Origin of the sequence: Paenibacillus montanisoli, from assembly GCF_003268025.1 — a bacterium.
Taxonomy (GTDB): domain Bacteria; phylum Bacillota; class Bacilli; order Paenibacillales; family Paenibacillaceae; genus Paenibacillus_Z; species Paenibacillus_Z montanisoli.
Map to the genome: position 1 here is coordinate 599,366 of NZ_QLUW01000002.1, position 25,079 is coordinate 624,444.

A 25,079-nucleotide genomic window follows, 5' to 3' on the forward strand; every position below is an offset into this window, starting at 1 on the left:
GATTACAGCGTTTTTCGCATATTGACATGCGGGATATTCGCATCAAGGAACGGCTCCGAAGATTCTGTCTCATAGCCCAGCTTCTTATAGAAGCCCTCTGCAGTACATTGCGCGCCCAATACGGCAGCCGCATAGCCGAGCTCGCGCGCATCCTGCTCCATGGCTTCGATCAGCTTCTTGCCGACGCCTAGGCCGCGGTACGGCTGCAATACGGCGATACGCTGCAGCTTTGCCACGCCAGGCTCATATTCCTTCCATCTACCGGCTCCAACGGCCTTGCCGTTATCCTTCACGACGAAATGGCGGCATGCTTCCGGAGAATCGTCATATTCATCGCGCTCCAGCTCCGCTGGCACCTTCTGCTCATCCACGAATACTTCAAACCGAACTGCAATCGCTTCTTCCAATAGATCATTTGTTGTCGCACGGATATAGTCCACGAATAATACCTCTTTCACTTCTATAATGTACGAGCGGGCGGGGCGTTATACTGCGTGCCTTGTACGTCGTAGAAGGCTTCTGCTTCGCCGATAAGAAAAGGACTCAGCTTCTCTCCCGCGGCGAATAGATGCAGCTCGTGCATGGCACGGGTGCATACGGTGTAAAACAGCCGGCGCTCGCTCTCCTTACCGTAGCCGGAAGAACCTGCAGAAGCATCATACACCAGAACCGCATCAAACTCCACCCCTTTGGCAAGATAGGACGGTATGACGACGATGCCTGGCTCGAAGGAGGCCGTTTCTTTCTCGATCAGCCTAAGCTTCAAATCGCCGCGAAGGGCCTCGTGTGCCGCTGCGCTTTGCGCGGCGGTATTGCAAATGACGGCAATCGTGCGGTTCCCTTTAGCCTGCAGCAGCTTGAGACGGTCCCGTATCGATACGTTTAACGCTGCTTCGTCTGCCGCGGCCGTTAAGGATGGCCGTGATCCATCGCGATTGAAGGGTTGAATGTCTTTCCCGCCGGGAATAAGCCGGCTTGTAAATTCCACGATCGGGCGCGTCGAGCGATAGCTCTGTTTGAGCACGACCGTCTCTGTCTCCTCGGGCGGGTACAGAGCCGCCAATGCCGTAAAGCCGGTGCTCTCGTCGGCCGCCGTGTGCGCATTAATGGATTGATTCAAATCGCCAAGCGCTGTCACGCGGCTGAATGGGAAGAGCCTTTTCAAATACGCGAACTGGAAGGCGGTATAATCTTGCGCTTCATCGATCAGCACATGCCGGACCGATGTATTCGTTTGAAAGCCGCGAATTCGCTCGATCAAATAAAGAAACGGCGTGGCGTCCTCATAGGCCATCAAGCGATTGCCGAGGCGCTCGGAGGTTTGTTTGCAAATGTCCTCCCATTCCACAGGCAATGGCTTTCCGATTGAAGCGGCTAAACCAGCCGCAACCGACGGATCACGGAACAGCTTCATGTATGCAGCCCGTAAATCGACAAACGCAAGCTTTCTCACGCGGGCGCGGATCGGCTTAAACTGCTCCTGCACGACGTACTGCCCCAGAAGCTCCCGCTCCCGATCGAAATCGTCGAAAAAATCTTCCCGACTCTTGCGGTTTTGGCGCCGTATGCTTTGATACGCCTTCAGATACGTCTCTTTATCCAGCAGCTCGACGGCTTCGTCGACCCAAGCTTCCCCCAGAGCCGACTTCTGACGCTCCTTCAAGAGGCTAAGCAGCCATTCCGCAGTGAGACGGAGCCGGTTCGGTACCGAAATGGAGCCGTCAAGCGCGTAGAAAAATGCTTGAATTTGCGCAGCCGAAACGAATACATCATCCCGGTAAGCGATATCCCGGAATTTCATCCCTTCTTTGCCGAGCACGCTTAAGTGCCGGTCGATCAGCGTTACGAAATCCGTCGTTGCTTTGTAGCGGATGCCCGCCATGCGTGCTTCGTATCCGGGCTCATTCTCGGCCGTTAGGGCATATTCCAGCTGTACGTACGGGTTTTCGAGCTTGAACGACTTGCCCAGCCGGATGGCCAGGTACTCCTGAAACGTCGTCTGCTGCATATTTTCTTCGCCAAGCTCAGGAAGTACGGTCGATACATAGCTGTTGAACATCGGGTTCGGCGAGAACAGCACGATTTGGTCCGCGCTTAAAATGCCGCGAAACCGGTAAAGCAAATACGCGACGCGCTGCAGCGCCGCGGATGTTTTGCCGCTTCCCGCCGCTCCTTGGACAAGGAGCAGACGGCTCCGTTCATCGCGGATAATGCGGTTTTGCTCGCGCTGGATCGTGCCGACGATGCTTTTCATGGCAGCGTCGGACTGTCTGCCTAGCACTTCCTGAAGAAGCTCGTCGCCAATCGTGACGCCCGTATCGAACAGACTCCGGATATGGCCGTCCCGGATAACGAACTGGCGCTTCAGCTTCAGCTCCCCGCTGATCGTCCCCATCGGCGTCTGTACCTTCGCCGGGCCGGGCGGGTAATCGTAATAAAGGCTCGCAATCGGCGCACGCCAATCGTAGATCAGATAACGCTCATCGGAGGAATCCCGCAGCGATGCGATGCCCAAATAAACGCGGTCGACCGGCGCGCCTTCCTCCTGGAAGTCGATCCTTCCGAAATAGGGAGACGATTTCAACTTCTTCAACGTCTTCAATTGCCGGGCGGCTTGCAAGTGCGTCCGCTCACGCTCGGACAAAATCTCCGCTTGCTGCTTCAAGCTTGCATAGGTTTCGGCCATTTCGACCGAATCCTCGAAGTTCACGGTTACTTCGTCCCAGAAGTTTTTGCGGATATCGACCATTTCGTCTCTGGTTTCAGCGGTTTGCTGAGAAAGCGCATCGATGCGCGTATTGATTTGCTTGACAACCATGTCGACCCGGTCCTGCTCCAATTTATGGTCAAGATTCAACCTAAACCCATCCTCTCCAATAAATAAGATGAATCCTTCGGCGGCACTCCGAAACCAAAACATCTAGCGAATCCACCGTATATACATATTCTCGGGACGCCGTCGAGCGCCTCTTTTTTTATGTATAGAAGAACTCCCTTCACGGGCAATCGTGCCGGTAAAGGGAGTTCTGTTTTCGATTAGGCTCTTGTTTCGACCATCGCGTTGCCAAACACCTTGGCTTCTTTCTGCGCTTCCTCGATCGCCTTCGCTTTAATGGACTCCGCTTGATCGGGCATCGCATTCATGCCTTCGACGAAAATGCCTTTGAAATCGGTAATGCCGAAGAAGCTCATAATCGCCGTCAAGTGCCGGTGGCCGCATTCCATCTCGGCCGCAGGACCTTCGGAATACACGCCGCCTCGCGCTTGAATGTGAATAGCCGATTTGTTCGGCAGCAAACCGACCGGACCTTGCGCGGTATACTTAAAGGTTTTGCCCGCGACGCAAATCGCATCGATATAAGCTTTCATGATTGGCGGATACGAGAAGTTCCACATCGGCGTTGCGAATACATACTTGTCCGCTTCAACGAACTGATCCACCAGCTCGCCCAGCCGGGTTACCTTCTGCTGCTCTTCTGCGGACAGCTGGCTGAAATCGCCTCCGCTCCGCAGCTTGCCCCAGCCGCTGAACACGTCGGCATCGATATGGGGAATGGGAATGTTGTACAAGTCCAAATGAACGATTTCATCCTGCGGATGCGACTCACGGTAGGAATCGATGAATGCTTTGCCGACAGCTAAGCTATACGAAGTCTGATGGTCATGCGGATGAGCGGTAATGTAAAGAACCTTTGCCATTGCGTAACGATCCCTGCCTCTTCGTTAGATTGACGGACACGCTGTTTAGGGTGTACCGGCACAGGCTAACCGATGTACGGCCGATCGTCGCATGGCAGGAAGACTTATTGGAGACAATGTCAATATGTACTGTGCATGTTCATGCCCGGCTCAAGGCAGAGCGTTTGTTATTCAATATCGTTGTGCGGTACATAACGCTGAACACGAAACTCTTCCTTTTTAGCGCTGAGAGCGCTCACAACTTATGTTACCCCGCTTTAGCCATCATAACATCGATAAAATGCTGCGCAGCCGGCGGCAGCGACTCGCCCTCCCTCGTATAGAGCACGATCGGATTTCGCAGGTCGGCTCCTTCCGCCCATACTCTGGCAAGCTCACCTCTGGAAACCGCTTTGTTCGCCTCCAAAGCAGAAACGAAGGCGATGCCAAGACCTGCGGCAACCGCATGGATCGATTCATGAACGCCGCTTACCTGCAAGGCTGCTTCCGGCACGTTCGTGCCATTCACGCGGCATAGCGATAGCAGCCGCTCTCTTGCCGCACTACCCGATTCGCGCATGATGAAGGGCTCTTGCATGAGCGCCGAGAACGGAATATGCCGCCCGGCGTATCGATGCTCCACGGACGAAACGAACCATAGCTCGTCCTCGAGCAGAAGCGTCCGGTTCAGTCCGGCACGCGGTTCGCCGCCGCCCCCGATAACCGCCAGATCCGCTTCATAATGAAGCAGCGCTTCGAGCGCGTCGTTGGCGTTCAATGTTCGCAAGCTGACTTGAACGGCCGGGCAAACGCCGCGAAAGGAAACAAGCTGCTCCAGCAGCAGAAAGTTCGCAGGCAGGGAGGTCGCGGCGATGCGAAGCTCTCCTGCTTCTCCGGCCCGATATTGCTCGATGTCGCGGGTGATTTCGTTTTGCAAGGCAAACAGCTTGGCCGCATGCGCAGCCAGCCGCTCGCCCGCTTCAGTCAGCAAAATTCCTCTGCCTTTAGGCGCCAGCAGCGTCAATCCTAGCTCATTAGCCATATTTCGCACATGCGCGGTCACGGCAGGCTGACTGATCCGGAGGATTTCGGCTGCCCGCGTTATGCTGCCAGATGCGGCGACATGATGAAAGACGATCAGTCCGTATAGATTCATTGTTGGGGTTAAACCTCCTCTATCGGCACAACTATCATAATTACAAGTTATGAGAAGCGAAAATCATTGTAATAGAATTATTGATTATTTCAATTTATTGTATGAAGTATAAAGCATTACCACAAGCGAACAAACATTAAAGAACAGGTAAAGGGAGATGCAGAGACGATGAAAGCGGAATGTGTGGCATGCGGGGCGGAAATGAGCGTAGATCAAAGGCCAATGCGCTACCAATGCGCTTGCGGAGGCTTGCTGCGGATTGTGCATGATTTTAGGCATGTGGATGCGGAGCGGCTTAAACGGGTGTTCGATGAACGGCGAGGCATGCGGCACTGTCTTCATGCAAGCGGAGTATGGCGGTATAAGGAGCTCATTGCGCCGGAATTGCCGGATCGCGAAGCGGTGACGAGAAACGAAGGAAATACGGGGCTGTATGAGCCGGATGCGGTTCGGGAATTTGCCGGCGGCATCCGCAGGCTTCACTTAAAGGCGCAGAGCGAGAACCCGAGCGGGTCCTTCAAGGATAACGGGATGGCAGCAGCCGTGTCTCATGGGCGCTGGCTCGGCTACGATTCATTCGCCTGTACCTCTACCGGCAATACCTCTTCCTCTCTGTCGATGTATGCGGCAGTCATGGGCATGCAGTCGATCGCGCTTGTGCCAAGCAGCGAGGTATCGCCGAACAAAGTGCTTCAGACCGTTGGTTATGGCGCGCAGGTCCTCGCCTTTGACGGAACCTATGATGACGGCATCCGTTGGCTGCAGGCGCAAGCTGAAGAGCAGGGCTATTATGTATGCAATTCGGTGAATCCTTTAAGGATCGAGGGGCAAAAGAGTTTGATCTATGAGCTCGCCCAAGACCTGGCCTGGCAATTGCCGGACTGGATCGTACTGCCGGGCGGAGCGCTTAGCAATGCCTCGGCGCTCGGGCAAGGATTGAGCGACTTGTACACGATCGGATTCATTGACAAGCTGCCGCGGGTAGCCGTCGTGCAGGCCGAAGGCGCCAGTCCGTTTCACCGAATGGCTGCAGGCGCATCGAAGCGGCTAGTGCCGGAGCCTAAGCCATCCACGCGCGCCTCCGCGCTCAATATCGGCAATCCGCCAAGCTGGCTAAAGGCGCTTCGGATGCTTGAGCTGACAAACGGCGTCACGGTCGCCGTCAGCGATGCGGAGATTATGGAGGCGAAAGCGTGCATCGACCGCAGCGGCGTCGGCTGCGAGCCCGCATCCGCTGCGGCCGTCGCCGGACTCCGCAAACTGGTGCGCGAAGGCGTCGTCGCGCGTGACGAAACGGCGGCTTGTATTCTGACCGGCAGCATGCTGAAGGATACGGACGCGCTTCGCGAATTTCATCTGGAGGGTAAGTGGAATGCGCCCGAGCTGCGCAATCCGCCTCGCCTGATCCGACTATAGCCTTTCTGCTACATCCTGCAAATTTCTTGGGGACAGCACTCGCAGTGACAACGTTCCCGCAAATAATCGAGATTATGAATAAGGATGTATCCGTCCTGAATAGCGATGATGCCCTCTTTTTTCATTTCGTTTAGCATTCTGTTCACGCTTTCCCGGGTCGTCCCGACCATATCCGCCATTTCGGAATGCGTCATATTTAAAGGGAGAAACAAGCTGCCGTCACGGTGTTCGCCGTAGGTATTGCTAAGTCGAATGAGAAGCGAGCATAGCGCCCCTGATTTCCCGAACATCATCAGATCGCGGAGCTTCATTTGAGTCATCCGGTGCATGAGCCCCATCCACTTCATAAACTCAATAGCCAAATCACCGTGCTGCATCAAGAGCTCTTCAAGGTCCTTCTGCTTCATGATCCCGATTTCGCCTTCCTCCATGACGACAGCGTTAAACGCATGGACAGAATCTCGGAACGGATCGATTTGCCCGAACATATCTCCTCGCACATGTTGATAAAGCGTTAATATCCGCCCATTATCGGCCGCTTTCGTGATGCGTACCTGACCTTGTTTGATATAGTACAATTTATCGGCAGCATCGCCTTCTCCAAAGAGATTGTGACCGGCTTTCACGGCTTTCATTTGCATGATGCTTTGGAGACGCGCAAAATTTTGAGCGGAGAATAACGGCTCTTGCTCGATAGTCATACCTTTTACTGCGTTATTCACCGATCGTTTGCCTGCCATGCGATACTCTTCCCCCTCCACTGACCTACATCTATCATAAGCGATGCCGGTGATTCCTCCAATCGGGGAAACGCTGGATTGGGTGAAAATTTCCTGTTCTGTGATAATCATCACAGCGAAAGGTTGCGTAAACCTTGTATCATCTTCTGTAAGAGTCTCGTTGTTCATTATATTCGAGGGGAGCCGATCGGCATGATAACGTGCACGGAGTGCGGTAAAATGAACGGGCATGGCGAAGTCGGAAAAAATTGGATATGCGATGATTGCAAAGTCGTGTATAAGGAACAAGAGCAGCAGACGGACGGGGAGGAACCTAAGTCCGACGAAGAAAACCGCCCTGTATAAGGGCGGTCAGGCTGTCGTAAAAATAATTAGGATCAATCGATTCGGGGCAAGTAACGCCTCTGGCAACCTTTAGATTTCTAAGTAAGGCTATTATTGTGCAAATAAGCGCTGGAGCATCCGTTAGAATTTACGAGCTCTCTCATGCTGCCGCGCACACGCTGACCATATGGGCTGTCTATTCTCTTGAGAGAGAGCGAACGTGTAGGTTTTAACGGACATGAATGTCCGTTAGAGTCCTAAAATGATCAAGTTCAATTTATAACGGACATAAATGTCCGTTAGAGCTATATTTGTTCGTAAAAATCAAGTTTTTCGAATCTAACGGACATTCGTGACCGTTAGGTTAGGTTTATTCGATTTTTAAACGTTTAACGGACATACATGTCCGTTAGACTATACTCCGACCGCCCTATATAAGGGCGGTTTTTTTTGAGGAATGTTCCGTTAACTTTCTGCTAGTTAACAATGATTTTGTAAGGGTAAGGATCAAGATCGATTGTCCCTGTCCCTTTGTCCGTTCCCTCAATCGTAACTTCTGTCCTGAAAACCGCTGCTTTCTTCTCCGATCCAAGCCAAACTCTCTTGGGTGCGGATACTATCAATAACCCATCCTCGTCTCCGACAGCGGCAAAAGAAGGATCGCTATCTTTATAACCATCTAGTCCAAGATTGTTCTTCATTAAAGTCTTAGTGCGGGTTACGTCATTTACAACTAGCCCAATTTCACTAATATTTACAAAGGTTGAGCTCGTAAAAGATATATCGATTTCGTTGTTCAAGGAATGTCTGGCTATAAACTCAACAATGTTGCCGGCAGGGTCATCAAAGTAGATGGATGTAGCATCCCATGTATGGAAGTAAGCTTTGTAGGAATGATTAGGGAGAAGATTCAACGCTACTGCTTTAGAACGTAACCAAATGATGGCTTCATCCATTTTGTTTTCCGGTATGTCAAAGGCAAAATGATAAAAAGGGACTTCATCGGCATGTTCTGTCAGCTCAAAAGTTAAGCAGGATGCCCCTACAGATACAGTAAATGCATCTTTTGAACTTTCAAGTAAAGGAAGTTCAAGAATTCGAGTATAAAACGCCTGCAGTTTTTCCAACTCTTTCGTGAGCAGCCTTAAACGCTGTATTCGCAAATAGATCACTCCCCGTGCAATACTGACTAGCCCATTAGGGTTAATAATTTGCACACATTATACTCGGCGGTCTCCCGCTCGTGCTGAGGCAGCCGTTTCAAGAGCGCCAGTGAAGCGTACGGAACCTTTATCGCATGCGGGTCCTTATACGTGTTCGACCAATAGTCCTCCGATAGAATGCCGGTGAATTTCGGACTCATCACTTCATTTGGTTTTGCCAGGTCCGGTACCGCCCGGTTCAACTGCATTTGCAGCCGATGATTGCGCATCCCCGCCTTGGTCAGCTCGCCGTAACCCAATCGTTCCAGCTCCAAGAGCGCATGCGCGTGGGTAATCCCATGCTCTTGCTCACCTGCCAAGAAATAAGTTTGACCGTCGATCACTTGATCCGGGAAAACGGAAGCCAGCTCCGCAAACGACTGATCCACCATATCAGCAGCGCTTGAATAGACCGGAATATCATGAGCATCTTCCTCTGTAAGCCCCAGATAATCGTCGATTTCCCAGTAACGGTTCGGCCGATCCTGCAAGGTACGCTCCAGCATCTGGCTCAAACCTTCGATCACGGATGGCGTAACTAAATCCGGACGATCGTTCAGCGCCTTCAAAGCCAGCACCCCTAATGCGAGCCCATGTCCGGAGCTTCGCAGCTTCTCCGTATTCGCCTTCAAACCGGCGATGAAACGCGCAAGCAATTCCGGGATCGCTTGCTCGCTTTCAATGGGGGCGAACCATTCCGAATACCGCTCGATGTAGGCATTGCAGGTACGCTCTATGCCTGCTTGGACATGCGTCGAAAGCTCGTTTTCCTTGAGCATGTAGTAGCCGGCGAGAAGCGCGGCGCCAAAATGTCCGTTGAACCATGACAGCTTGCCGCCGCGAGCCATGCCGACAATCCCTAACGCCAAATAGTCATCCCACGTATGCATCCAAATCCCCCTCCCATAAATTACATTCGACTTTATATACATAATAGTATATAAAGTTCGGAATAGGCAATAGCTAAAAGTTCGACCCCAATAAAAAACCACCCTTACTCAGGGCGGTTGCTTCAATCTGCTTTATTTAATGTTCCGCTCTGAATCGATCCAGCTTGCGATCGCTCGCAGCAACCAGCCATAGCACGGCAATGCAGCAAGGCGCATAGATGAGCCAATATTGCCATAACGGTATCATGATCTTTAATATCCCTAGCCTCATCAGAACGACATGCGTCAAAAATATGACGAGCAGTGAACCCGCTTTGCCCCAAGGCTGACGCGTCACCGTTACGCCTACGGTAAGCGCGATCGCTTTGAAGAAAGCATCTATAGCGGAAAAAAAGATATCGTCATGGTAAGGATCTTCAAAATACCCGATATGGAAGATGCGAACGCCGGTTAAGGCTAGCGCATAGACGAGCGTTCCCAGGACGCTCCACGCAAACATCAGAAGCGTAATGATTTCGATCGCCCGATAGCGTCCGGACAGCCAGATCGGCCATTGTCGAGAGAACCGGAAGAAAACAAGCAGCAATAGGATCGTATACGCTGTTTTCCACCAATAATGCTCGTAAACCCCCAGTTGTAGAAACGACCATTCTATTCCGCCAAAAGCAAGCGCCAGACAGACGATCCACCGCCAGTTCAATCGGTAGACGGCGATGTAAGCGGCAGCGACCGGCACTGCGAGCAAATTGGAACAGACAGCTCCCAACGCGTTGTCGTAATAAGAGATGCCGACAAGGTGAGGTGAATACCGGTAACAATCGTGCAAAATGAAAATAAAAAATTCAAACACATAGATCATGCCCGAGAAGGAAAGCAGCAGGATCAACGGCCATGCCGCGCGTTTATGGATCAATAAGATCAACAAGGCAATCGCACAAAGCGCGACAAGGATGAGATAAGGAATGGAGTTCGGCGACACAGGATAGGACCCTTTCCGAATGGAGATAAATTCTATTTTCGCCATTCGAGAATGGAAACAGACTCATGGCAGAAATATTAAAACGAGAGCTCTATGCCCTCGTTTCATGTCGTCCTGAATTCCCCGGCCTTCCGGCGGCGCCAGGCAGCGTGACAGTAAAGGCCGTTCCGGCGCCGAGCTCGCTGCTTGCCGCTATCGTGCCGCCGTGCAGCTCAACGATGCGCTTCGCGATGGACAGGCCGAGACCGCTGCCGCCAGCCATGCGGTTGCGGGCCTTATCTGCTTTGAAGAACCGTTCGAAAATATGCGGCAGATCCGCTTCCGAAATGCCCGCGCCCGTATCGGAAATCCGAACGCTTTCGCCTCCGCCCGTCCTGAATGCCGCTACATGAATCGTGCCGCCATCCGGCGTGAACTTGATGCTGTTTGACAGCAAGTTCATCCACACTTGGGACAACAGCTCTTCGTCTCCGTTCGTTGACAGCTCTTCCTCGAGATTAACGTCCATCTGCAGCCGCTTCTCCGTCCACTGCGGCTCGCAGGCCAGTATCGTGGCACGCAGCTGCTGATCGAGGCGGAAGGTCTTCACTCGCAGCGGCTGCTTCTCCGATTCCAGGGTTGTCAGCTTCAGTAAATTATCGCTCAGTCTCGACAGCCGAACGCTCTCGGTTTCGATGATACCGGCATAGTGCCGGCGGTTCTCTTCCTCTAAGCCGTCCTGCTGGAGCACGCGCGCAAATCCGCGAATGGAAGTAAGCGGCGACTGTATCTCGTGCGACACATTCGAGATGAACGCTTGCCGCATTTGCTCCATTTGACTTAACTCAGCCGCCATATCATTGAGGCTGACGGCAAGCTTCTCGAAATCGCCGTGCATCCGCTGCGGCTTCTCGATGCTGACGGAGAAATCGCCCTTCGACATCCGGCGGATGGCCGAAATGTAAAGATTGATCCCTTCCCGCTGCTTCCATGGCCGGCCAATGACAAACAATACGGCAAACAACAGCAGGAAACCGAGAAATACCGTAAAAAGCTGCTGCCCGAAGCCCCGATACAAGCTCGGCACTTCACGCTCCGTGAACAAGGCATACCTCACGCCGCCGATATCGACGGGAATGCCGGCCAGAGCTTCCCCTTTCGCAAAAAAATGCGGACGATAGACGTCTTCGACCGTCCTGCCGCCAAGGACATCGTCGGTCTGCTTCTTCGTCACCGTCGTCCCGGTTAACTGCGCCCAATCCCCGATCCGCCGCTCAAGCCCATTCGAATCGACAACAAGGAAGCGATAGCCTTGATCGCGGGCAAGCGGCTGCAGCGCATCCGTCCACGACTCCGCTTGCTTCCGGTCCGACAGCGTTCCCGCAATCAAATCCGCATCATGAATCAGCGCGGATGTAGCCGCGGAATGGCCCCGTCGCTCTTTCGTATAGGACACGATCGTAAACGCAACCGTATAGCACGTATAAATCGCAGCATTCATGAGCAGGATGCCCGCAAGTCCGAGCAGCGCCCGTTTCCATTTCGCCATGCCGTTCAAACCTCCAGCCGATAGCCGAGGCCGCGGATCGTTTGAATGCGGAACCGGCTCAGCTCTTCGGGAAACTTCTCCCGCAGCCGCTTAATATGAACATCGACAGTTCGCTCATCGCCCTCGTAATCGTAGCCCCAAAGCTGCTCGATCAGCTGCTCCCGCGAGAAGGTTTTGCCCGGATAACTGGCTAGCTTGAACAGCAGCTCGAATTCCTTCAGCGGCAGCGTCATCGCCTCGTCGCCCATCGTCACGGCGAAGGTAGACCGGTTCAACGTGACCCCGCCGGCCGTCACCGTCTTGGAGGTCGCGATTTTGTAACGCTTCAGCAGCGCCTTCACCCGTGCAACAAGCTCGAGCGGCTCGAACGGCTTGACGAGGTAATCGTCTGCGCCAAGCTCGAAGCCTTTCAGCTTCTGGCTCGTCTCGCCTTTGGCAGTCAGCATGAGCACAGGCAGCTCCGCCGACTCGCGAAGCTCCCTGCACAGCTCCCATCCGTCCATATTCGGCATCATTACATCGATAATGGCAAGCTGTACCTGCGTGTTCTCCAGCATGGCGAGCGCCTCCCGCCCGTCGGCGGCTTCCGCGATTTCGAAGCCCTCCCTGGCTAGAAGCAGCGAAACAAGCTCGCGAATATAGGGATCGTCATCCACGATCAGCAGTTTGGTCATGGGGATCATCTCCGGTCGTAAAGGAATAGTCGTGCAGCATGAAACCACTATAAGGCCGAACTGTGAACGCAATATGAACGGCGATTCGAGTCCGCCTCTCTGCCATCATTTTCCTCTATTGTACCGATGAGCGAATTCGACTTGCAACTAAAATGAAAACGAGAGCCATACGATTTTGTATGCTCTCGTTTCACTTCTATTATCTGTCTGTCGTCGTCAAGCTTCGATCAGGCCCTGTCTCGCGGACTTCGCATACCATTCCTTCAATACCCGTTCCGCCTTCTTGCCGTAAATATCGAATCCGGCATTCGCCTGCGCCTCTTGCTCATCGTAGAGCTTCACGCTCCAATCCCACCAGAAGAAGCCGGCAAACCAGGGCTCATCCCAGAACACTTTCAAGACCGAGCCGTAGAAGTTCGCCTGCTCGTCTTCGCTGACCGGCAGTTCGGTATGCGTGAAATCCCATGGCATCGTTGCGCAGCCAAGCGCGCTTCGGCAGCCGATCTCCATGAAGATCACCGGCTTGCCGAACTTGGCATGCAGCGCAGCCATTTTCTCGCGTACGGGCAGCCAGTTGGCAATCATATCTTCCTCGCTGGCTCCGGGCTCCTTCCCTACCGGATAATAGGCGCTCGTTCCGATCAGATCCACATGGTCGAACCACTTGATCCGTTCTTCCGAGCCATGGTTGGCGTTATAGACGATCGGACCGTCGTAAATGCCGCGGATCCGTTCGATCAATCGCACCCAATGCTCATGCTTGGCTTCCGTCTTGACCATTTCGCAGCCGATACAGAACATCTCGCAGCCCAGCTCTTGGGCCAGCTCGGCGTAATGGCTCAAGAAGTTGCCGTACGAGCTGAACCACTCGTCCCAGTAAGGCTCCGCTCCCGATTCCTCCGGGAACCCGATATGCGCCCGCCAAATGCCGTCCTTGGAGTTGACTACAGGCTTCAAGCATACTTTCAAGCCCAATGCCTTGGCCTCTTTGACGGCATGCTCAATATCCCGGTCGGTCATCGTTCGACCGTAATCGAAGGGGATTTCCGTCGAGTACACGTTATTTTGCATCGTATAAAAGGATAATGCGATCCATTCGCTGCCGGTGGCGCTTAGCTTACGGAGAGAATCCATAGCGTAGGGCTGCCGATATGAGCCTCGTGAACTGTTCCATCCATACGTCATCCCTTTAATGAATAAATCGGTAGTCAACGCGTCCCTCTCCTTTACGTTGTTATGATCGCTCTGGCAATGGATAGCTTCGCAGGTCGGGAAGCTCATCGCGCGTCACCGTGAACGGATGGCTGTAAAATGTCCGAAGCATCTCCCACTCCGTATACTGCTCGGTGGACACGAACCCGCCATACCATGTACAGTTCCAAGCCCATAGCGCCCCATCCGCAAGCATGCTGTCCGGATCGGGAAGCGGTCCGTTCTCGGACAGCGCGATGATTTTGATTGCCGAAGTATACTCGAGTGCCTGACAGAATCGCGGCAGATTCGAACTATAAGTGCGCTCCGGCGCGTAAATATCCTCGCCGATGATATCGACGTATTCGTCGCCGGGATACCAGTCTTTATGCTGGCCGTTCCAAACCCAAATCAGATTATGCAGTCCATGCAAGCCGGTCATGCGCTCGTACATCAGCTTCCACAGCTGGATGCAAGGCTGAGCCCCTTTCGCGCCCCACCAGAACCAGCCGCCGGACGCTTCATGCAGCGGTCTCCACAGCACGGGAACGCCGGCATCCCTGAGCTTGGCCAGCAGGCCGGAAATGACGTCGATATCGCGAAGAAGGAGCTTATACGCTTCGGAATCGGGATCCGCCATCGCAGCGGCCAAATCGAACGTTGTCGCGGACGTATAGAAACCGCGGTGCCAGCCGTTATCGGGCGGTTGATCGACTAAATCCTTCGGCGCGTTCCAATGCCAGCAGAAGGTAACGATGCCGCCTTCTTCCCACCATTTCAGCGCCAGCTCCGTATCCGTCCCGACCGCCCCCCGTTCCGTGCGCGAGGGCGAGTCGTTCATGAAATCAAATCCGCCGATAGCCGGATATTTACCCGTTTCTTGATAGATGAAGTCTACCTCGGGCGTCGAAATGACGCCGATTTGCTGCCCGGTCAGCATTTTGCTGCCGTATGCATCGCACAAGAACGCCATCAGCCGTTTGGCGCTATCGTCGGCATTCGGATTGATCAATTTCGGTTCCACTTGAAAACGATGCTTCCAAGCTATCGCTGACATGTTCCGCCTCCCATTGCTTGGCATGTTGGATAATCCTGAATTTAGTTCCGTTTAATCGTGAATGCCAAATCGGCTTGGGACGACGCGGGAGCAGTTAGAACGAGCTTGCCGCCCGACGCTTCGGCAGAACTTTCGCCTAGTTGCTTGCCCGACCAAGTGTCGTACCAGGACAACGCGTAGGCGCCGTCCGGCCAATCAGGCAGCGTCACCGACTTGCCGCCGGCACCGTCTTTCTCGGCGAGCAGCCAGCCGTAAGAGTGCCGCTCCCCTTGCATCGCCCATGCTTGCGCCTCTCCGTCCTCGCTATCGCCGCCGTTCACCGGAACGCGCTTCTCGCGAAAATCAATTTGAGCGGCAAATGAAGCAAAATGCTTCATTTGCATAAACATCTCGTCGCTCACCTGCCCGAAATCCCACCAAATTGGCGAGGACGCCAGGCCGTTTGCGAACGAAACCCAGATCGCTTGATGATACTTCAGCGTATCGGTTACATTTCCGGTTTCACCGATGATGAGCGGTTTTTCGTAGCTGTCCCATCGTTTTCGAATATCTTGGGCATAAGCCTTATAGTTGAGGTTGTAGTAATTTTCCCTGTCGGCTAGATCGAGCGTACGGTAGCCAAAATCCCAATAATCCTGCCGGCTGCCGGCCATCGAGCCCATCGTCGGATGCCCGTACGGATCGTGCTCCTTGAAATAGTCGTGCACCTTCGTCGTCCAGGCGTCGGTATCGGCCGTACTGCCGTGCACCCACCCGTCCGTACCGTTGATCTCGCAAACCAAATCCCAGATGCCGATTGCGCTGCTGTATCCCCATCGGGCAATGATGTAACGGTACAAATGTTCCTGATGCGTCCACATATCCTCGCTCGTGAAGAAATCTTTCGCTTCGCCGATCGCCGCATAGCCGCTCTTCTTCCAAGCGGCAGGCCACCCGTCCAACGTATCGGCGAGCGAATCGTGCGGCCAAATGACAAAGTTCATATGCAGCCCCCGCTGCTCGAACGATTCGATCAAATCGTCGATGCGCAGCGCTTTGAGCGGGTCGATCTTCTCGACGCCGAACGTGGCCGATTGGAGCTGATCGTCGCCGCCGCCGTTTCCGGAGCTGTCATAGTTGCCGTTCCAATAGGTGATCAGGTTGCCGCCGTGCTCCGCGATTTTATCGAGGTTCACGTCGGTGATGCCCCACGGGTAGGCTACGCCTATGCCGTAGAAAGTAGAGCCGTCCCGATACTCGAGAAACCGTTTATTGGCTTGAGAGAGCTGAATCCAGCCGCGATTGCTCGAAGGGATCGCCTCGAACGAGCCCTCGGGTCCGCTGCTCTCCGTACCTGAGCTTGCAGCATGCAGCCGGTAGCTCCATTTGCCCGTTTCATCCGGAGAGAACCGGATTTTCCAAGCAAAGCCGGTTCCATCGTAGAACCCGTTCACCTTCCACTTCTTCCCGCTAGGAGACGTCAGCTCCATAGAGAGGTCAATCTGATTCGGATCGTAGGGATTTGTATAGTCGGCTTCCAGCTCAAGCTTAAGCTCGAATTTCGCATACAGGTCGACTGCGGTCGTATTGGCCTGAACATTGAGAATGACCGGCGCTTTGGCCGACTGTGCCGGAGAAGCCGGATCAGCCTGAGCAGAAGAGGGCGCAGGCTGATCCTTCGGAGGCTTGCCGGACGTCCGGCCCCCGTCCTCCATCAGGTAAACCGCCGCTGCGACAGCGAATACGCCGATGGCAGCGGCCAAGCTTAGGTTTCGTTTGTTCATGCCACGCTTCTCCTCTTGTGCGGCTGCGGCCGTTTAACCGACGACACCCGTACGTTCTACGCTCTCAACGAAGAACCGCTGAACGAAGAGATACATGACCACGAGCGGTGCGATCGCGAGCAGAATGCCGGTGTCCACGATCATCGACACGAGGTTCGGATCCACCTTCACGTTCGAGCCGGCGCCGACGCCGAGAATGCCCGGCAAGTACTGGTTGGCATCCGCCGGCAAGGAGGCGATCTTGATCGCCATCAGATTGCTTTGGCTCATGAACAGCGAGCTGTAGAACGTATCGTTGTACTGCCAAACAAATGCGAACAGCGTCACCGTAATGAGCGGCGGAATGGCGTTCGGCATCATGATGGTAAAGAACGTCCGGAAGCCTCCCGCTCCGTCGATGAGCGCCGCTTCCTCGATCTCCGCCGGCATTCCGCGGAAGAATTGACGGAAAATATAAATGTACAAGCCCGATTTCAAGCCGTTTGCCAGCGCAGCCGTAATGAGAGAGGGCCAGTACGTATTCAGCATGTTGATGCCTTCCTTGCCCGTGAACAGATTCACCATGCCCAAGACGTCAAAATTACGGAAATGCAGGTACATTGGCACCATCAGCGTGCTGGACGGAATGAGGATCGTAAGAATGACCAGCGTAAACAGAATGTTTCTTCCCGGAAACGTGAATCTGGCGAAGCCGTAGCCCGCAAGCGCGCACGATACCGCCTGCAGCACCGTCGTCGAACAGACGAATAACAGCGTATTTTTGAGCAGCGGCCAATAATTCAGTACGCTCATCGCAAGCCGGATATTTTCGGTCGTGAAATGAACGGGGATCATGTAGATCGTCGGATTGTAAATGTCTGCCTTGTCTTTGATGGCGACGGAAATCTGCTGCAGGAGCGGGTAGATGATCACGAACGAGATCCCGATGATCAGGATGTAGCGGAAAATCGACCAAAGCAGCTCAATCGATTTGTTCTTCGCTTTCATCATCCGTAAGACCACGATCTCGTTTTCCATAAGCGAACCTTTCAAACCGTTTTCCTCCCATCTATCGTCAGTTATAGTAGAACACTTTCCTGGAAACCAGTATGCCGACGACAATGAGGATGACGCTGATGACAATCGTATAGATCCAGGACATTGCGGCGCTCAGGCCGAAATTTTGCGATTGGAAAGCCGTGGTGTAGATCGTTCTCGTGAGCTGGCTTTCCGTAAAAGAATCAATGATCGTATAGATGATGTTCGTCAGAATGAGCGGGCTCACCATCGGGAACGTAATCTTCCAGAACGTCTCGTACGGCGTTGCCCCTTCCATCTTCGCCACCTCGTACATCGTAACCGGGACGGACTGGAGAGCCGCTAGGAAAATCAAGATTTGGACGCCGGAGCTGCTGATGATCTCATAGATCCGGAGCACGGCATCGATGATGTAATCGATGAACCAGACAGGCATGCCCGCATCGGAGAGCATGAATACAAGCGAAAGCGGGTCGAAGCCGTTCTGCGCAAGCCCCAATTCCTGCGCCACCTCGGAGCTGCCCGTCAATTGGATCAAACCCGAGGACTGGGCCGCGGCTACGGCCCCCGAAGCGAGAATGACCGGCAGGAAGAACACCGCTCTGGCAAGCGGCCTGCCTCTGAATTTCGAATTCAGCATTGCGGCCGTAAACAAGCTGAAGAACAGGATCATCGGCACGTTCCATGCCATTTCCGTCAACGACTCGGTCAGAATCCGGTTGTAGTTCGGATCGACCGAGAGCGCATCGGTAAAGTTCTTCAGCCCGATAAAGTCGAGCGAGTATCCGCCGGGAGCCACCTTCAGCTCGCTGAAGCTAAAGTGCAGCGATTGCACGAGCGGCGTCGCGAACAGGAACACGAAGCCAAGCAGCCAAGGCATAATAAACGCGACTCCGAGAAAAGCACGCTTTTGCGACAAGGTCAATCGTCTAAGGTTCACTGGTTGTCACCGCCTACCAAGAAATTTTTCGCCCCGATTTGAACGCCGTCTACCGTAGCCGGCTTATCCGTATAGTTCACATAGACAGATGTGCCGTTGTCGTAACGAACTTGAACGACGCCCGGCTGGTGCTGGATATGCTCCTCTATCGCGCTCGACTGCAGGCCGGCTAACGCATTGTTCACTTTGCCGTAAAGGCTGGCGGCATCTTGCAGCCAATCGGTGTAATGCGTCGAGAACAGCGATTCATACGACGTGAACTTCAGTTTGGAAGACGATTCGTACGACCAGAAGAAATGCGGCGCGGCGCCGTACTCCACCGAGCGCAGCAGGTGGTAGGTCAGATCCTGGTTATCATCCAGGTTCATCGCCGAACCGGCGTAATCCTTGTAGCCATGAAGAACCATTTCATAGAACGGAATCTCTTGGTCCGCAATGCTGAACCCGCTGGAAGCCATCGGCACATTAATAAGCTGGTCCGCATATTGGAGCGCATAGGCATTGCCGCCGGTCAGCAGCATGTTCGGATAGCTTTTCTCCAGCTTGCCAAGCTGCTCGGTCACGATGTTCTTCGCCACATCGCGGAATACGACGCGGTTCACCCGGTAGTCCGCCTGAAGCGAATCTCCCATGTCGCGCAGCGAAACGGCATCGAGACCATAGCTGTCATAGTCGTCGATAAACTGATCTACGAAATAAGGCAGCTTCGCAGGTGAAAGCAAGTATAAGGAGCCTAGCGAGAGATCCATCGCATTGAGGGCGCGGTTGATCGGCGCCAGCATCGCCTGCTCTCGCGTTACGAATCGCGCTGCGTCCGAGGCCGGTTTAAAATCGCGATTGTCGCGAAGCACATGCTGGAATGCGACATCCGGATACAAACCGCCGCCCGTCGCCTTAAGCTGCTCCGCGAGCTGCTTGAGCTCGTTCTTGCTGCCCAGCTCGCCGTCCATGTTCACGTTCTTCGGCACCTTATGATCGATGCCTTCATTGAACCAGCCTACGTATCTCATTTGGATATTCGAGACGCCGGCCGTTTCCAGCTGCTTGGCGATTTCTCCGGCTTGCTTCACCGTCGTCATCGGCATTAAACCTTTATACGGTATGCCAAGGAACGACTTGCGCTTATCGACAGCGCCAAGCACGTCGAGGTAGAATGGCAGCGCCGCGGAGCCCGACGCTTCCTTCGGCTTGAGCACGCTCTCCTTGATCAGCTTCTCGCGGTACAGCTTCGCCATGCCGGAATAGTTCGCATCCCCGCCGGACAGGAAGTTGTAACGAATCTGCAGATCGCCTTGAAAGGCTTTCTCAGTCAGCATCTGAATCTCGTCGACTTTGTTGCCTTTGTAGAGCTCCAGCTCATCCTCGCCCCGGATGGCGAAGCTGGCATACGCGTAATTGTACGAATTTTTGCGGCCGCTGATATCGGCGTTGATACTTGCGATGCTTTCGCCATTCTCGATCGTGGCAAACCAGGCTTCGTCGCCCGATTTCATCCCGAATACCGGCAAGCGCGCGGCTTCCGAAATCTGTCCGCGGCGGCGGGAGTTGTTGTTCTCGTCTTCTCCGTATACGCGCTGAGCGTAAACCTCTTCGCTGATCTTTCCATTGTTGAGCTCGATCAAGCTTCCGGAACCATCCGGCACGAGCATGTAGCCTTTCTCTTCCGTACCGGCAGCGCCGAAGAAGTCGAGCAGCTCCACCGTCCGGATTTGATACCCTTTGCTTTCCTTGATCTCGCTGACGGGTACTCGGATCTGAAGCGAGTCCTCCACGATCCGATACTCAATCGGTATCGTGAAGTTCGGACGGTTCGACCCGGCTTCGGCTGACAGACCGTTTTCTTGATTGTCCGCAGCCAAATCTTCTGGCGTATAGCCGGCTTTCGCGAAGGCGTCGAGCATCCGATTTAGCACAAGCGCTCTGGAAACCGCCGTATCGAGCCTCTCCAGCACTTCCGGATTATCTTCAAGCGGGAAATACCGGTTGCTTACGTATTTTGCAGTCGCTTCATCGAGCTTGCTGTAGATTTTCTCCTCCATGCGTTTCTTGCTGATCAGCTTGGGCAGCGCATCGATGCCGAGCGACGTATCGCCGATCGTGTATGTAATCCGGATGCCGTTCTCGATGCCTTCAGCCTTGAACTGCTCGCGCTTAATGCTGTCCGTAAAGTTCGTGATCGAGCCGAGCGTCCCGATGGAATCCCGGTAGTTGATCGTCACTTGCGCGGCCAGCCGGTCTTTCTCGAAGGGCGACGCTTTGGCGTCCGATCCCATGTCGATCGGGTTGCTGCGCCACACCTTTCCGCTGCTCCGGTTAAGCACGGCGATTTCCGTCGTCTCCGGGCTGAAATAGAGTCCCAGCGCATCGGACTGGGCTGCAAGCTGCATGCCTGGAACGGCATCCGCGCGATCCGGCATAAACTTCAGCTCGCCTGCCGCGGCAGGCTTTGCTTCCGGATCCGCGTAGGCGCTTACCTCGATTGCCGGCGCTCCTTTTGTAGATTGGATATAGGCGAGAGCCGAGATACCAGCTATCCCGATACAAGCCAGCGCCGCATACCATTTCATTCGTTTATTCAAGGGTGCGGCCTCCTTTACGTACGGAATATGATTTCGCGATAAACATCATAGACGAAATAGTAGATTTGCAGCCCCAAGCTGAATGCCAGCGTGCCGAGAAAGACGACGAAGCCCATTGCGATCACGGTAAGCACCAAAGTAAGGACCGCTTTGGCTGGGGTATATTGATGCACGGTCATAATGCCGATAAACAGCAGCAGGATAAACCAGATGCTAGCCACGCTGTTGATCAGCCAGTAGAACGAGGTTTCCTCTTGCGTCATGTAACGGCTGACGAAGGTCATTGGCAGATTGATCAAGACCATCGGCAGGAGCGCATAACCGGTTGCCATCACGATTTCCTTGAACTTGCCCTCGCCTTCCATGAGCGTCGTAATCGACCAATTCGCAATGCAGAACAGGAAGAACGGAAGCACCGTAAACTGAAGATCATCCAAACTGTTTAACGTTCTCGGATCCACGAAATTGACGAGAAAGCCCGCATACTGCTTCTGCAAAATGAGCGTCAAAACGAGCAGCGCCAGAATCGCCAAAGAGACTTTGACCTTCCCCTTGCTTTCGTATTTCATGTCCCAAAAGCCGTCGAAAGGATGCAAGATGAGATGGAGCGGAAACTTAATAAAATCCTGCTTCACGTTTCACAGACCTCCTTCTTAACGCGTGCCTAGCAAAGCGGTATACGACGAAAGCGGCAATAAGAGAAATCAACACGGTCATGAAGGTACCGAAATTGTCCTTCATCACTTCCCGGCGATACCGTTTATAGGCGACGGAATAATTTTTACGGCTCATGCCGAGCTTGAAATACTCCATGGCCTCTTCATTCTTCTTCTCCATCAGCAGCGACTTGCCGATACCCAGATACGCGATTTCGTAGTTCGTATTTAAACGAAGCACCTGGCTCCACAATTTGACGGCTTCCTGATCGTTGCCGCTGTAATGCTGAATCGTCGCTTCCCGCACCAAGCTGCCGAACGCAGTCGGACGGAAGACGGCGATATTGTTTTTGCCCTTGTCGAGCACGGCGAGCTTATCGCCGATTTGCTCCACGGCGACGGGGTTATTGAATACGCCCAGCTGATTGCCCCGGCCGCCGAAGGCATGCAGCAAATCGCCTTCATCGTTGTAGGTGAACAGACGCGCGCGGTTCGAATCAAGCGCGACATACATGCCTCCGCCGAGCACCTTAATGTCGGTGAGCTTCGAAGGACCCGAGTTGTTGCCGAACATCCGGAAGCGGATGTCCCCTTTGACCGGCCAATAGCCGAACCGTTTCAGCACGTCCTGACCGGACGGATTGAGCCGTTTGATCGTTTCGTTCGAGTTGATATCCACCGCGGTCGCGTAAACGAAGCCTTTGCTGTCGATATCCACGCTCGCAAACTCGGTCGGAATGAACAACTCCATCTGCTGCTTCTGCGCTTTCGTGGACAAGGACCGCCACAGCCGGTCCATGATGCTTGGCGATACGCTGATCGTGCCGACATAGCCCATGAACGCGCTGTCAGTATCGAACTGCATGATCCCTTCAAAAACGCCGCGGGCGACCACGAAGATGCGGTCCGCGTTGTCCACCGTTACTTTAAGCGGAACGAACTTGAAGCTTTTCGGCAAAATATCCGACTGCGGATTCTCGATAAGTTTAATCAGCTTGCCGTCATTTGAAAGCACCACAATCCGGTTATGCTCGGTATCCGCGACGTAGAGTTCATTCTTCTCCGATACGAACAGCCCTTCGGGCGCGGCAAACCCGTCTTCCTTGCCGTTATTGTCAAAGGATTTGATTACCTGCTTGACGTTCAAGGTGTTGTCCAGCACGACCACGCGCGCATTGCCGCTGTCAAGGACATAGATGGCGCCGTCTTTCGCGACGTACATATCGCTCGGCTGATTGAAATCGCCGACCCCCAGGCTTTTGCCGGTAATGGCGTATTCCGGCAGGTAAGGAGCGGGCAGAGGCACGGCATCTCCGTAAAAATCGTAATTGTAAGCTTCATATGGCGCAGCCGCCGATGCGGGCGGCACTGCAGCGACTGTCATGAGCAGCGATAGAATCGCGGCCAGCAGGAGCATTCTTTTACTTTGCACGCTTCCACCCCCTCTAGTCTTTCATGCCGGATGTCGTCATCGTTTCGATAATGCGGCTTTGCGAGAATACGAACAGCGCGATCGGCACGCTCATCAAGATCAGCGCGACTGCGGAGCCGACGCCCGCCCGGGCGATCCCGCCGAAAATAATTTGGTTCGACGCGTAGTGAAGCGTTTTCAGCTGTTCGCTGTAAATAAATCCGTTGCCGTCCGTGCCCCATAGCATTTGGAAGAGCAGGATGACTAGCGTCAGCCATGCCGGCTTCACGTTCGGCATAACGATTTGCCAGAAAATCCGGTACTCGTTCGCGCCGTCGATCTTCGCCGATTCGAGCAGCGCGTCCGGAATTTGCTCCATGAATTGCTTCATCAAGTAAAGGCCCAGAGAGAACGCGAATGCCGGTACGATAACGGCCCAGTACGTATCGATTAATCCGATCCATGACATGACCATATAGTTAGGAATCGCAGTAACCTGCGGGGTAAACATAAGCGACAGCACGACAACGGTAAAAATGAGCTTGCTGCCCGGAAACCTATGCTTCGCCAGCGGATAAGCGGCGGCAGAAGCCAAGAGAACGTGACCGATGACGCCCATCCCGGTGATAAAGAACGTATTGAAGATGTACCTGGAGAACGGTACCCATGACTGGCCGAGAAGCGTCATCAAATCGATAAAATTGCTCGTGGTCGGATTCCGGACGAACAAGGTTGGCGGGAACAGAAAGATTTCATCCAGCGGTTTGAACGCCGCATTGATCGCATAAACGAGCGGAAGTGCCATAAAAGAGGCCACGAAAGCCAGAAAGACCGACATCCAGAACGTCCCGGCAAAGGAACGATTCACTCGTTTCTTGCGAAGCGTTAACGCCATCTTCATGCGATTAGTTCCCCACCTTCCGGAGTAGTCGTTGAACGGCCAAGTTCGAGCCGAGCATCAGAAGGAACAGAACGGTCGCGATCGCGGACGCGTACCCCATCTCGAATCGGATCGTACCGAAATCGATCAAATGCGTGACGATGGTTTCCGCGGCATAGTTTACGCTCGGGAAGCCGGCCAGATAGATCGAGACATCGGCGATGGCGAGTGACGCGGTGATCTGGATAACCGCGCCGAACATCAATTGCGGCTTCATCGATGGCAGCGTAATATACCACAGCTCCTGCCAACGGTTTTTGACGCCATCGACCGCACCCGCTTCATAGAGCGTCTTGTCGACGGTCTGCAAACCGGCGATGAAAGCCAGGAATCCCGTCCCCAAGCTCAGCCAGAGCTGAACGAGGATGATGATCGGCATGATGTACTTTTCATCCTTCAGCCACAGAATAGGGTCCAGGAGGACCCCCATCTTAATCAAGAAACCGTTCGCGATGCCGTAACGGTCGCCGGAGAAAATCATCTGCCAGAGGAAATACACGTTTCCGGAGATGGACGGCGCATAGAAGATGAGCGTCATGAACGCGCGCATCTTCGGACGAAGATCGTTAATGATCCATGCGAACACGAAGCAGGCGATATAGCTGAGCGGCCCGGTGATGACCGCGAAGAGGATCGTGTTCTTGATCGCGATCAAGAACACGTCGTCTTCCAGAAACAGGCGGGAGTAATTTTGCCACCCGATGAATCGCGGAAATTCCAGCATATTGAAATACGTGAAGCTGATAAAAATGGACATGATGACCGGCAAAACGGTAAATATGGCGAAGAGCAGCATATAAGGCGACATCAAGATATACGAATGCTTATGCGCTTTCATAATCTGCCACTTTACCGCAAGCCAACTCGGCGCGCTTGCCTTCGCTTTCCCGGCCATCGTCCCGGATCGTTGACTAGGTATATCGATATTGGACATATGG

General features: G+C 53.7%; 22 protein-coding genes. 2 read left to right on the forward strand and 20 right to left on the reverse strand.

The window, feature by feature from the left end; translation table 11 throughout:
* Positions 1–2: 2 nt before the first annotated feature.
* The 4 genes from DL346_RS12070 to DL346_RS12085 form a co-directional block, all read right to left on the reverse strand.
* On the reverse strand, positions 3–440 hold the full coding sequence (locus tag DL346_RS12070; RefSeq protein ID WP_112882370.1) for a GNAT family N-acetyltransferase: 438 nt from the start codon (positions 438–440) through the stop codon (positions 3–5).
* Between the two features lie 20 nt (positions 441–460).
* Entirely contained in the window at positions 461–2,857 is a 2,397-nt protein-coding gene (gene helD, locus DL346_RS12075; RefSeq protein WP_112882371.1) for an RNA polymerase recycling motor HelD, read from the reverse strand.
* Positions 2,858–3,036: 179 nt separating this feature from the next.
* Positions 3,037–3,699 (reverse strand): FMN-dependent NADH-azoreductase, encoded by a 663-nt coding sequence (locus tag DL346_RS12080; protein WP_112882372.1) that lies wholly within the window; start codon positions 3,697–3,699, stop codon positions 3,037–3,039.
* Positions 3,700–3,946: 247 nt separating this feature from the next.
* Positions 3,947–4,834: a LysR family transcriptional regulator gene (locus DL346_RS12085; RefSeq protein WP_112882373.1), complete on the reverse strand. Its 888-nt coding sequence runs from the start codon at positions 4,832–4,834 to the stop codon at positions 3,947–3,949.
* Positions 4,835–5,002: 168 nt separating this feature from the next.
* Here DL346_RS12085 and thrC point away from each other — a divergent pair, with 168 nt between their 5' ends.
* Positions 5,003–6,250 (forward strand): threonine synthase, encoded by a 1,248-nt coding sequence (gene thrC, locus DL346_RS12090; protein WP_112882374.1) that lies wholly within the window; start codon positions 5,003–5,005, stop codon positions 6,248–6,250.
* Between the two features lie 8 nt (positions 6,251–6,258).
* Here the strand turns inward: thrC and DL346_RS12095 are convergent, their stop codons facing one another.
* Positions 6,259–6,990: a Crp/Fnr family transcriptional regulator gene (locus DL346_RS12095; RefSeq protein WP_240633141.1), complete on the reverse strand. Its 732-nt coding sequence runs from the start codon at positions 6,988–6,990 to the stop codon at positions 6,259–6,261.
* 192 nt (positions 6,991–7,182) lie between these two features.
* Between DL346_RS12095 and DL346_RS29055 the strand changes: the two genes are divergently transcribed.
* Complete coding sequence (locus DL346_RS29055; RefSeq protein ID WP_165822493.1) at positions 7,183–7,335, forward strand: hypothetical protein; 153 nt, start codon at positions 7,183–7,185, stop codon at positions 7,333–7,335.
* A gap of 455 nt (positions 7,336–7,790) precedes the next feature.
* Here DL346_RS29055 and DL346_RS12100 read toward each other — a convergent pair whose 3' ends face one another.
* From DL346_RS12100 to DL346_RS12170, 15 genes are all read right to left on the reverse strand, one after another.
* On the reverse strand, positions 7,791–8,477 hold the full coding sequence (locus DL346_RS12100) for a VOC family protein (RefSeq protein WP_112882375.1): 687 nt from the start codon (positions 8,475–8,477) through the stop codon (positions 7,791–7,793).
* Between the two features lie 26 nt (positions 8,478–8,503).
* Positions 8,504–9,406 (reverse strand): hypothetical protein, encoded by a 903-nt coding sequence (locus DL346_RS12105; protein ID WP_112882376.1) that lies wholly within the window; start codon positions 9,404–9,406, stop codon positions 8,504–8,506.
* Positions 9,407–9,542: 136 nt separating this feature from the next.
* Positions 9,543–10,385 carry a hypothetical protein gene (locus DL346_RS12110; protein ID WP_133257528.1) on the reverse strand — a complete coding sequence of 281 codons (843 nt, stop codon included), beginning with the start codon at positions 10,383–10,385 and terminating at the stop codon, positions 9,543–9,545.
* Between the two features lie 91 nt (positions 10,386–10,476).
* Entirely contained in the window at positions 10,477–11,913 is a 1,437-nt protein-coding gene (locus tag DL346_RS29475; protein WP_240633142.1) for a sensor histidine kinase, read from the reverse strand.
* Between the two features lie 5 nt (positions 11,914–11,918).
* Entirely contained in the window at positions 11,919–12,587 is a 669-nt protein-coding gene (locus DL346_RS12120; RefSeq protein ID WP_112882378.1) for a response regulator transcription factor, read from the reverse strand.
* A gap of 216 nt (positions 12,588–12,803) precedes the next feature.
* Positions 12,804–13,799, reverse strand: coding sequence for a glycoside hydrolase family 113 (locus DL346_RS12125; RefSeq protein ID WP_420849555.1), 996 nt, complete (start codon positions 13,797–13,799; stop codon positions 12,804–12,806).
* Between the two features lie 22 nt (positions 13,800–13,821).
* Positions 13,822–14,835 carry a glycosyl hydrolase gene (locus tag DL346_RS12130; protein ID WP_112882379.1) on the reverse strand — a complete coding sequence of 338 codons (1,014 nt, stop codon included), beginning with the start codon at positions 14,833–14,835 and terminating at the stop codon, positions 13,822–13,824.
* A gap of 41 nt (positions 14,836–14,876) precedes the next feature.
* Positions 14,877–16,598: a DUF5060 domain-containing protein gene (locus tag DL346_RS12135; protein ID WP_112882380.1), complete on the reverse strand. Its 1,722-nt coding sequence runs from the start codon at positions 16,596–16,598 to the stop codon at positions 14,877–14,879.
* A 33-nt stretch (positions 16,599–16,631) separates the two neighbouring features.
* Positions 16,632–17,615, reverse strand: a complete 984-nt coding sequence (locus DL346_RS12140; RefSeq protein WP_420849569.1) for a carbohydrate ABC transporter permease — start codon at positions 17,613–17,615, stop codon at positions 16,632–16,634.
* Positions 17,616–17,652: 37 nt separating this feature from the next.
* On the reverse strand, positions 17,653–18,495 hold the full coding sequence (locus tag DL346_RS12145; RefSeq protein ID WP_112882381.1) for a carbohydrate ABC transporter permease: 843 nt from the start codon (positions 18,493–18,495) through the stop codon (positions 17,653–17,655).
* A gap of 56 nt (positions 18,496–18,551) precedes the next feature.
* Positions 18,552–21,134: a DUF5696 domain-containing protein gene (locus tag DL346_RS12150; protein ID WP_206098510.1), complete on the reverse strand. Its 2,583-nt coding sequence runs from the start codon at positions 21,132–21,134 to the stop codon at positions 18,552–18,554.
* Between the two features lie 14 nt (positions 21,135–21,148).
* On the reverse strand, positions 21,149–21,769 hold the full coding sequence (locus DL346_RS12155; protein ID WP_112882382.1) for a Yip1 family protein: 621 nt from the start codon (positions 21,767–21,769) through the stop codon (positions 21,149–21,151).
* A complete protein-coding gene (locus tag DL346_RS12160) occupies positions 21,750–23,222 on the reverse strand; it encodes an NHL repeat-containing protein (RefSeq protein WP_112882383.1) in 1,473 nt (490 codons plus the stop codon). The genes DL346_RS12155 and DL346_RS12160 overlap by 20 nt, the downstream gene beginning before the upstream one ends.
* Positions 23,223–23,235: 13 nt before the next feature.
* Complete coding sequence (locus tag DL346_RS12165) at positions 23,236–24,102, reverse strand: carbohydrate ABC transporter permease (RefSeq protein WP_112882384.1); 867 nt, start codon at positions 24,100–24,102, stop codon at positions 23,236–23,238.
* Positions 24,103–24,106: 4 nt separating this feature from the next.
* Positions 24,107–24,979: a carbohydrate ABC transporter permease gene (locus DL346_RS12170; RefSeq protein WP_240633204.1), complete on the reverse strand. Its 873-nt coding sequence runs from the start codon at positions 24,977–24,979 to the stop codon at positions 24,107–24,109.
* Positions 24,980–25,079 lie beyond the last annotated feature (100 nt).

Excerpts from the sequence above, each read along its gene's own strand:
- DL346_RS12140 (WP_420849569.1), bottom strand. The coding sequence starts at position 17,615 with ATGGAAAACGAGATCGTGGTCTTACGGATGATGAAAGCGAAGAACAAA.
- DL346_RS12080 (WP_112882372.1), bottom strand. The coding sequence starts at position 3,699 with ATGGCAAAGGTTCTTTACATTACCGCTCATCCGCATGACCATCAGACT.
- thrC (WP_112882374.1), top strand. The coding sequence starts at position 5,003 with ATGAAAGCGGAATGTGTGGCATGCGGGGCGGAAATGAGCGTAGATCAA.
- DL346_RS12085 (WP_112882373.1), bottom strand. The coding sequence starts at position 4,834 with ATGAATCTATACGGACTGATCGTCTTTCATCATGTCGCCGCATCTGGC.
- DL346_RS12095 (WP_240633141.1), bottom strand. The coding sequence starts at position 6,990 with ATGGCAGGCAAACGATCGGTGAATAACGCAGTAAAAGGTATGACTATC.
- DL346_RS29055 (WP_165822493.1), top strand. The coding sequence starts at position 7,183 with ATGATAACGTGCACGGAGTGCGGTAAAATGAACGGGCATGGCGAAGTC.
- DL346_RS12105 (WP_112882376.1), bottom strand. The coding sequence starts at position 9,406 with ATGCATACGTGGGATGACTATTTGGCGTTAGGGATTGTCGGCATGGCT.
- DL346_RS12170 (WP_240633204.1), bottom strand. The coding sequence starts at position 24,979 with ATGAAAGCGCATAAGCATTCGTATATCTTGATGTCGCCTTATATGCTG.
- DL346_RS12145 (WP_112882381.1), bottom strand. The coding sequence starts at position 18,495 with ATGCCTTGGCTGCTTGGCTTCGTGTTCCTGTTCGCGACGCCGCTCGTG.
- DL346_RS29475 (WP_240633142.1), bottom strand. The coding sequence starts at position 11,913 with ATGGCGAAATGGAAACGGGCGCTGCTCGGACTTGCGGGCATCCTGCTC.
- DL346_RS12135 (WP_112882380.1), bottom strand. The coding sequence starts at position 16,598 with ATGAACAAACGAAACCTAAGCTTGGCCGCTGCCATCGGCGTATTCGCT.
- DL346_RS12130 (WP_112882379.1), bottom strand. The coding sequence starts at position 14,835 with ATGTCAGCGATAGCTTGGAAGCATCGTTTTCAAGTGGAACCGAAATTG.
- DL346_RS12120 (WP_112882378.1), bottom strand. The coding sequence starts at position 12,587 with ATGACCAAACTGCTGATCGTGGATGACGATCCCTATATTCGCGAGCTT.
- DL346_RS12165 (WP_112882384.1), bottom strand. The coding sequence starts at position 24,102 with ATGAAGATGGCGTTAACGCTTCGCAAGAAACGAGTGAATCGTTCCTTT.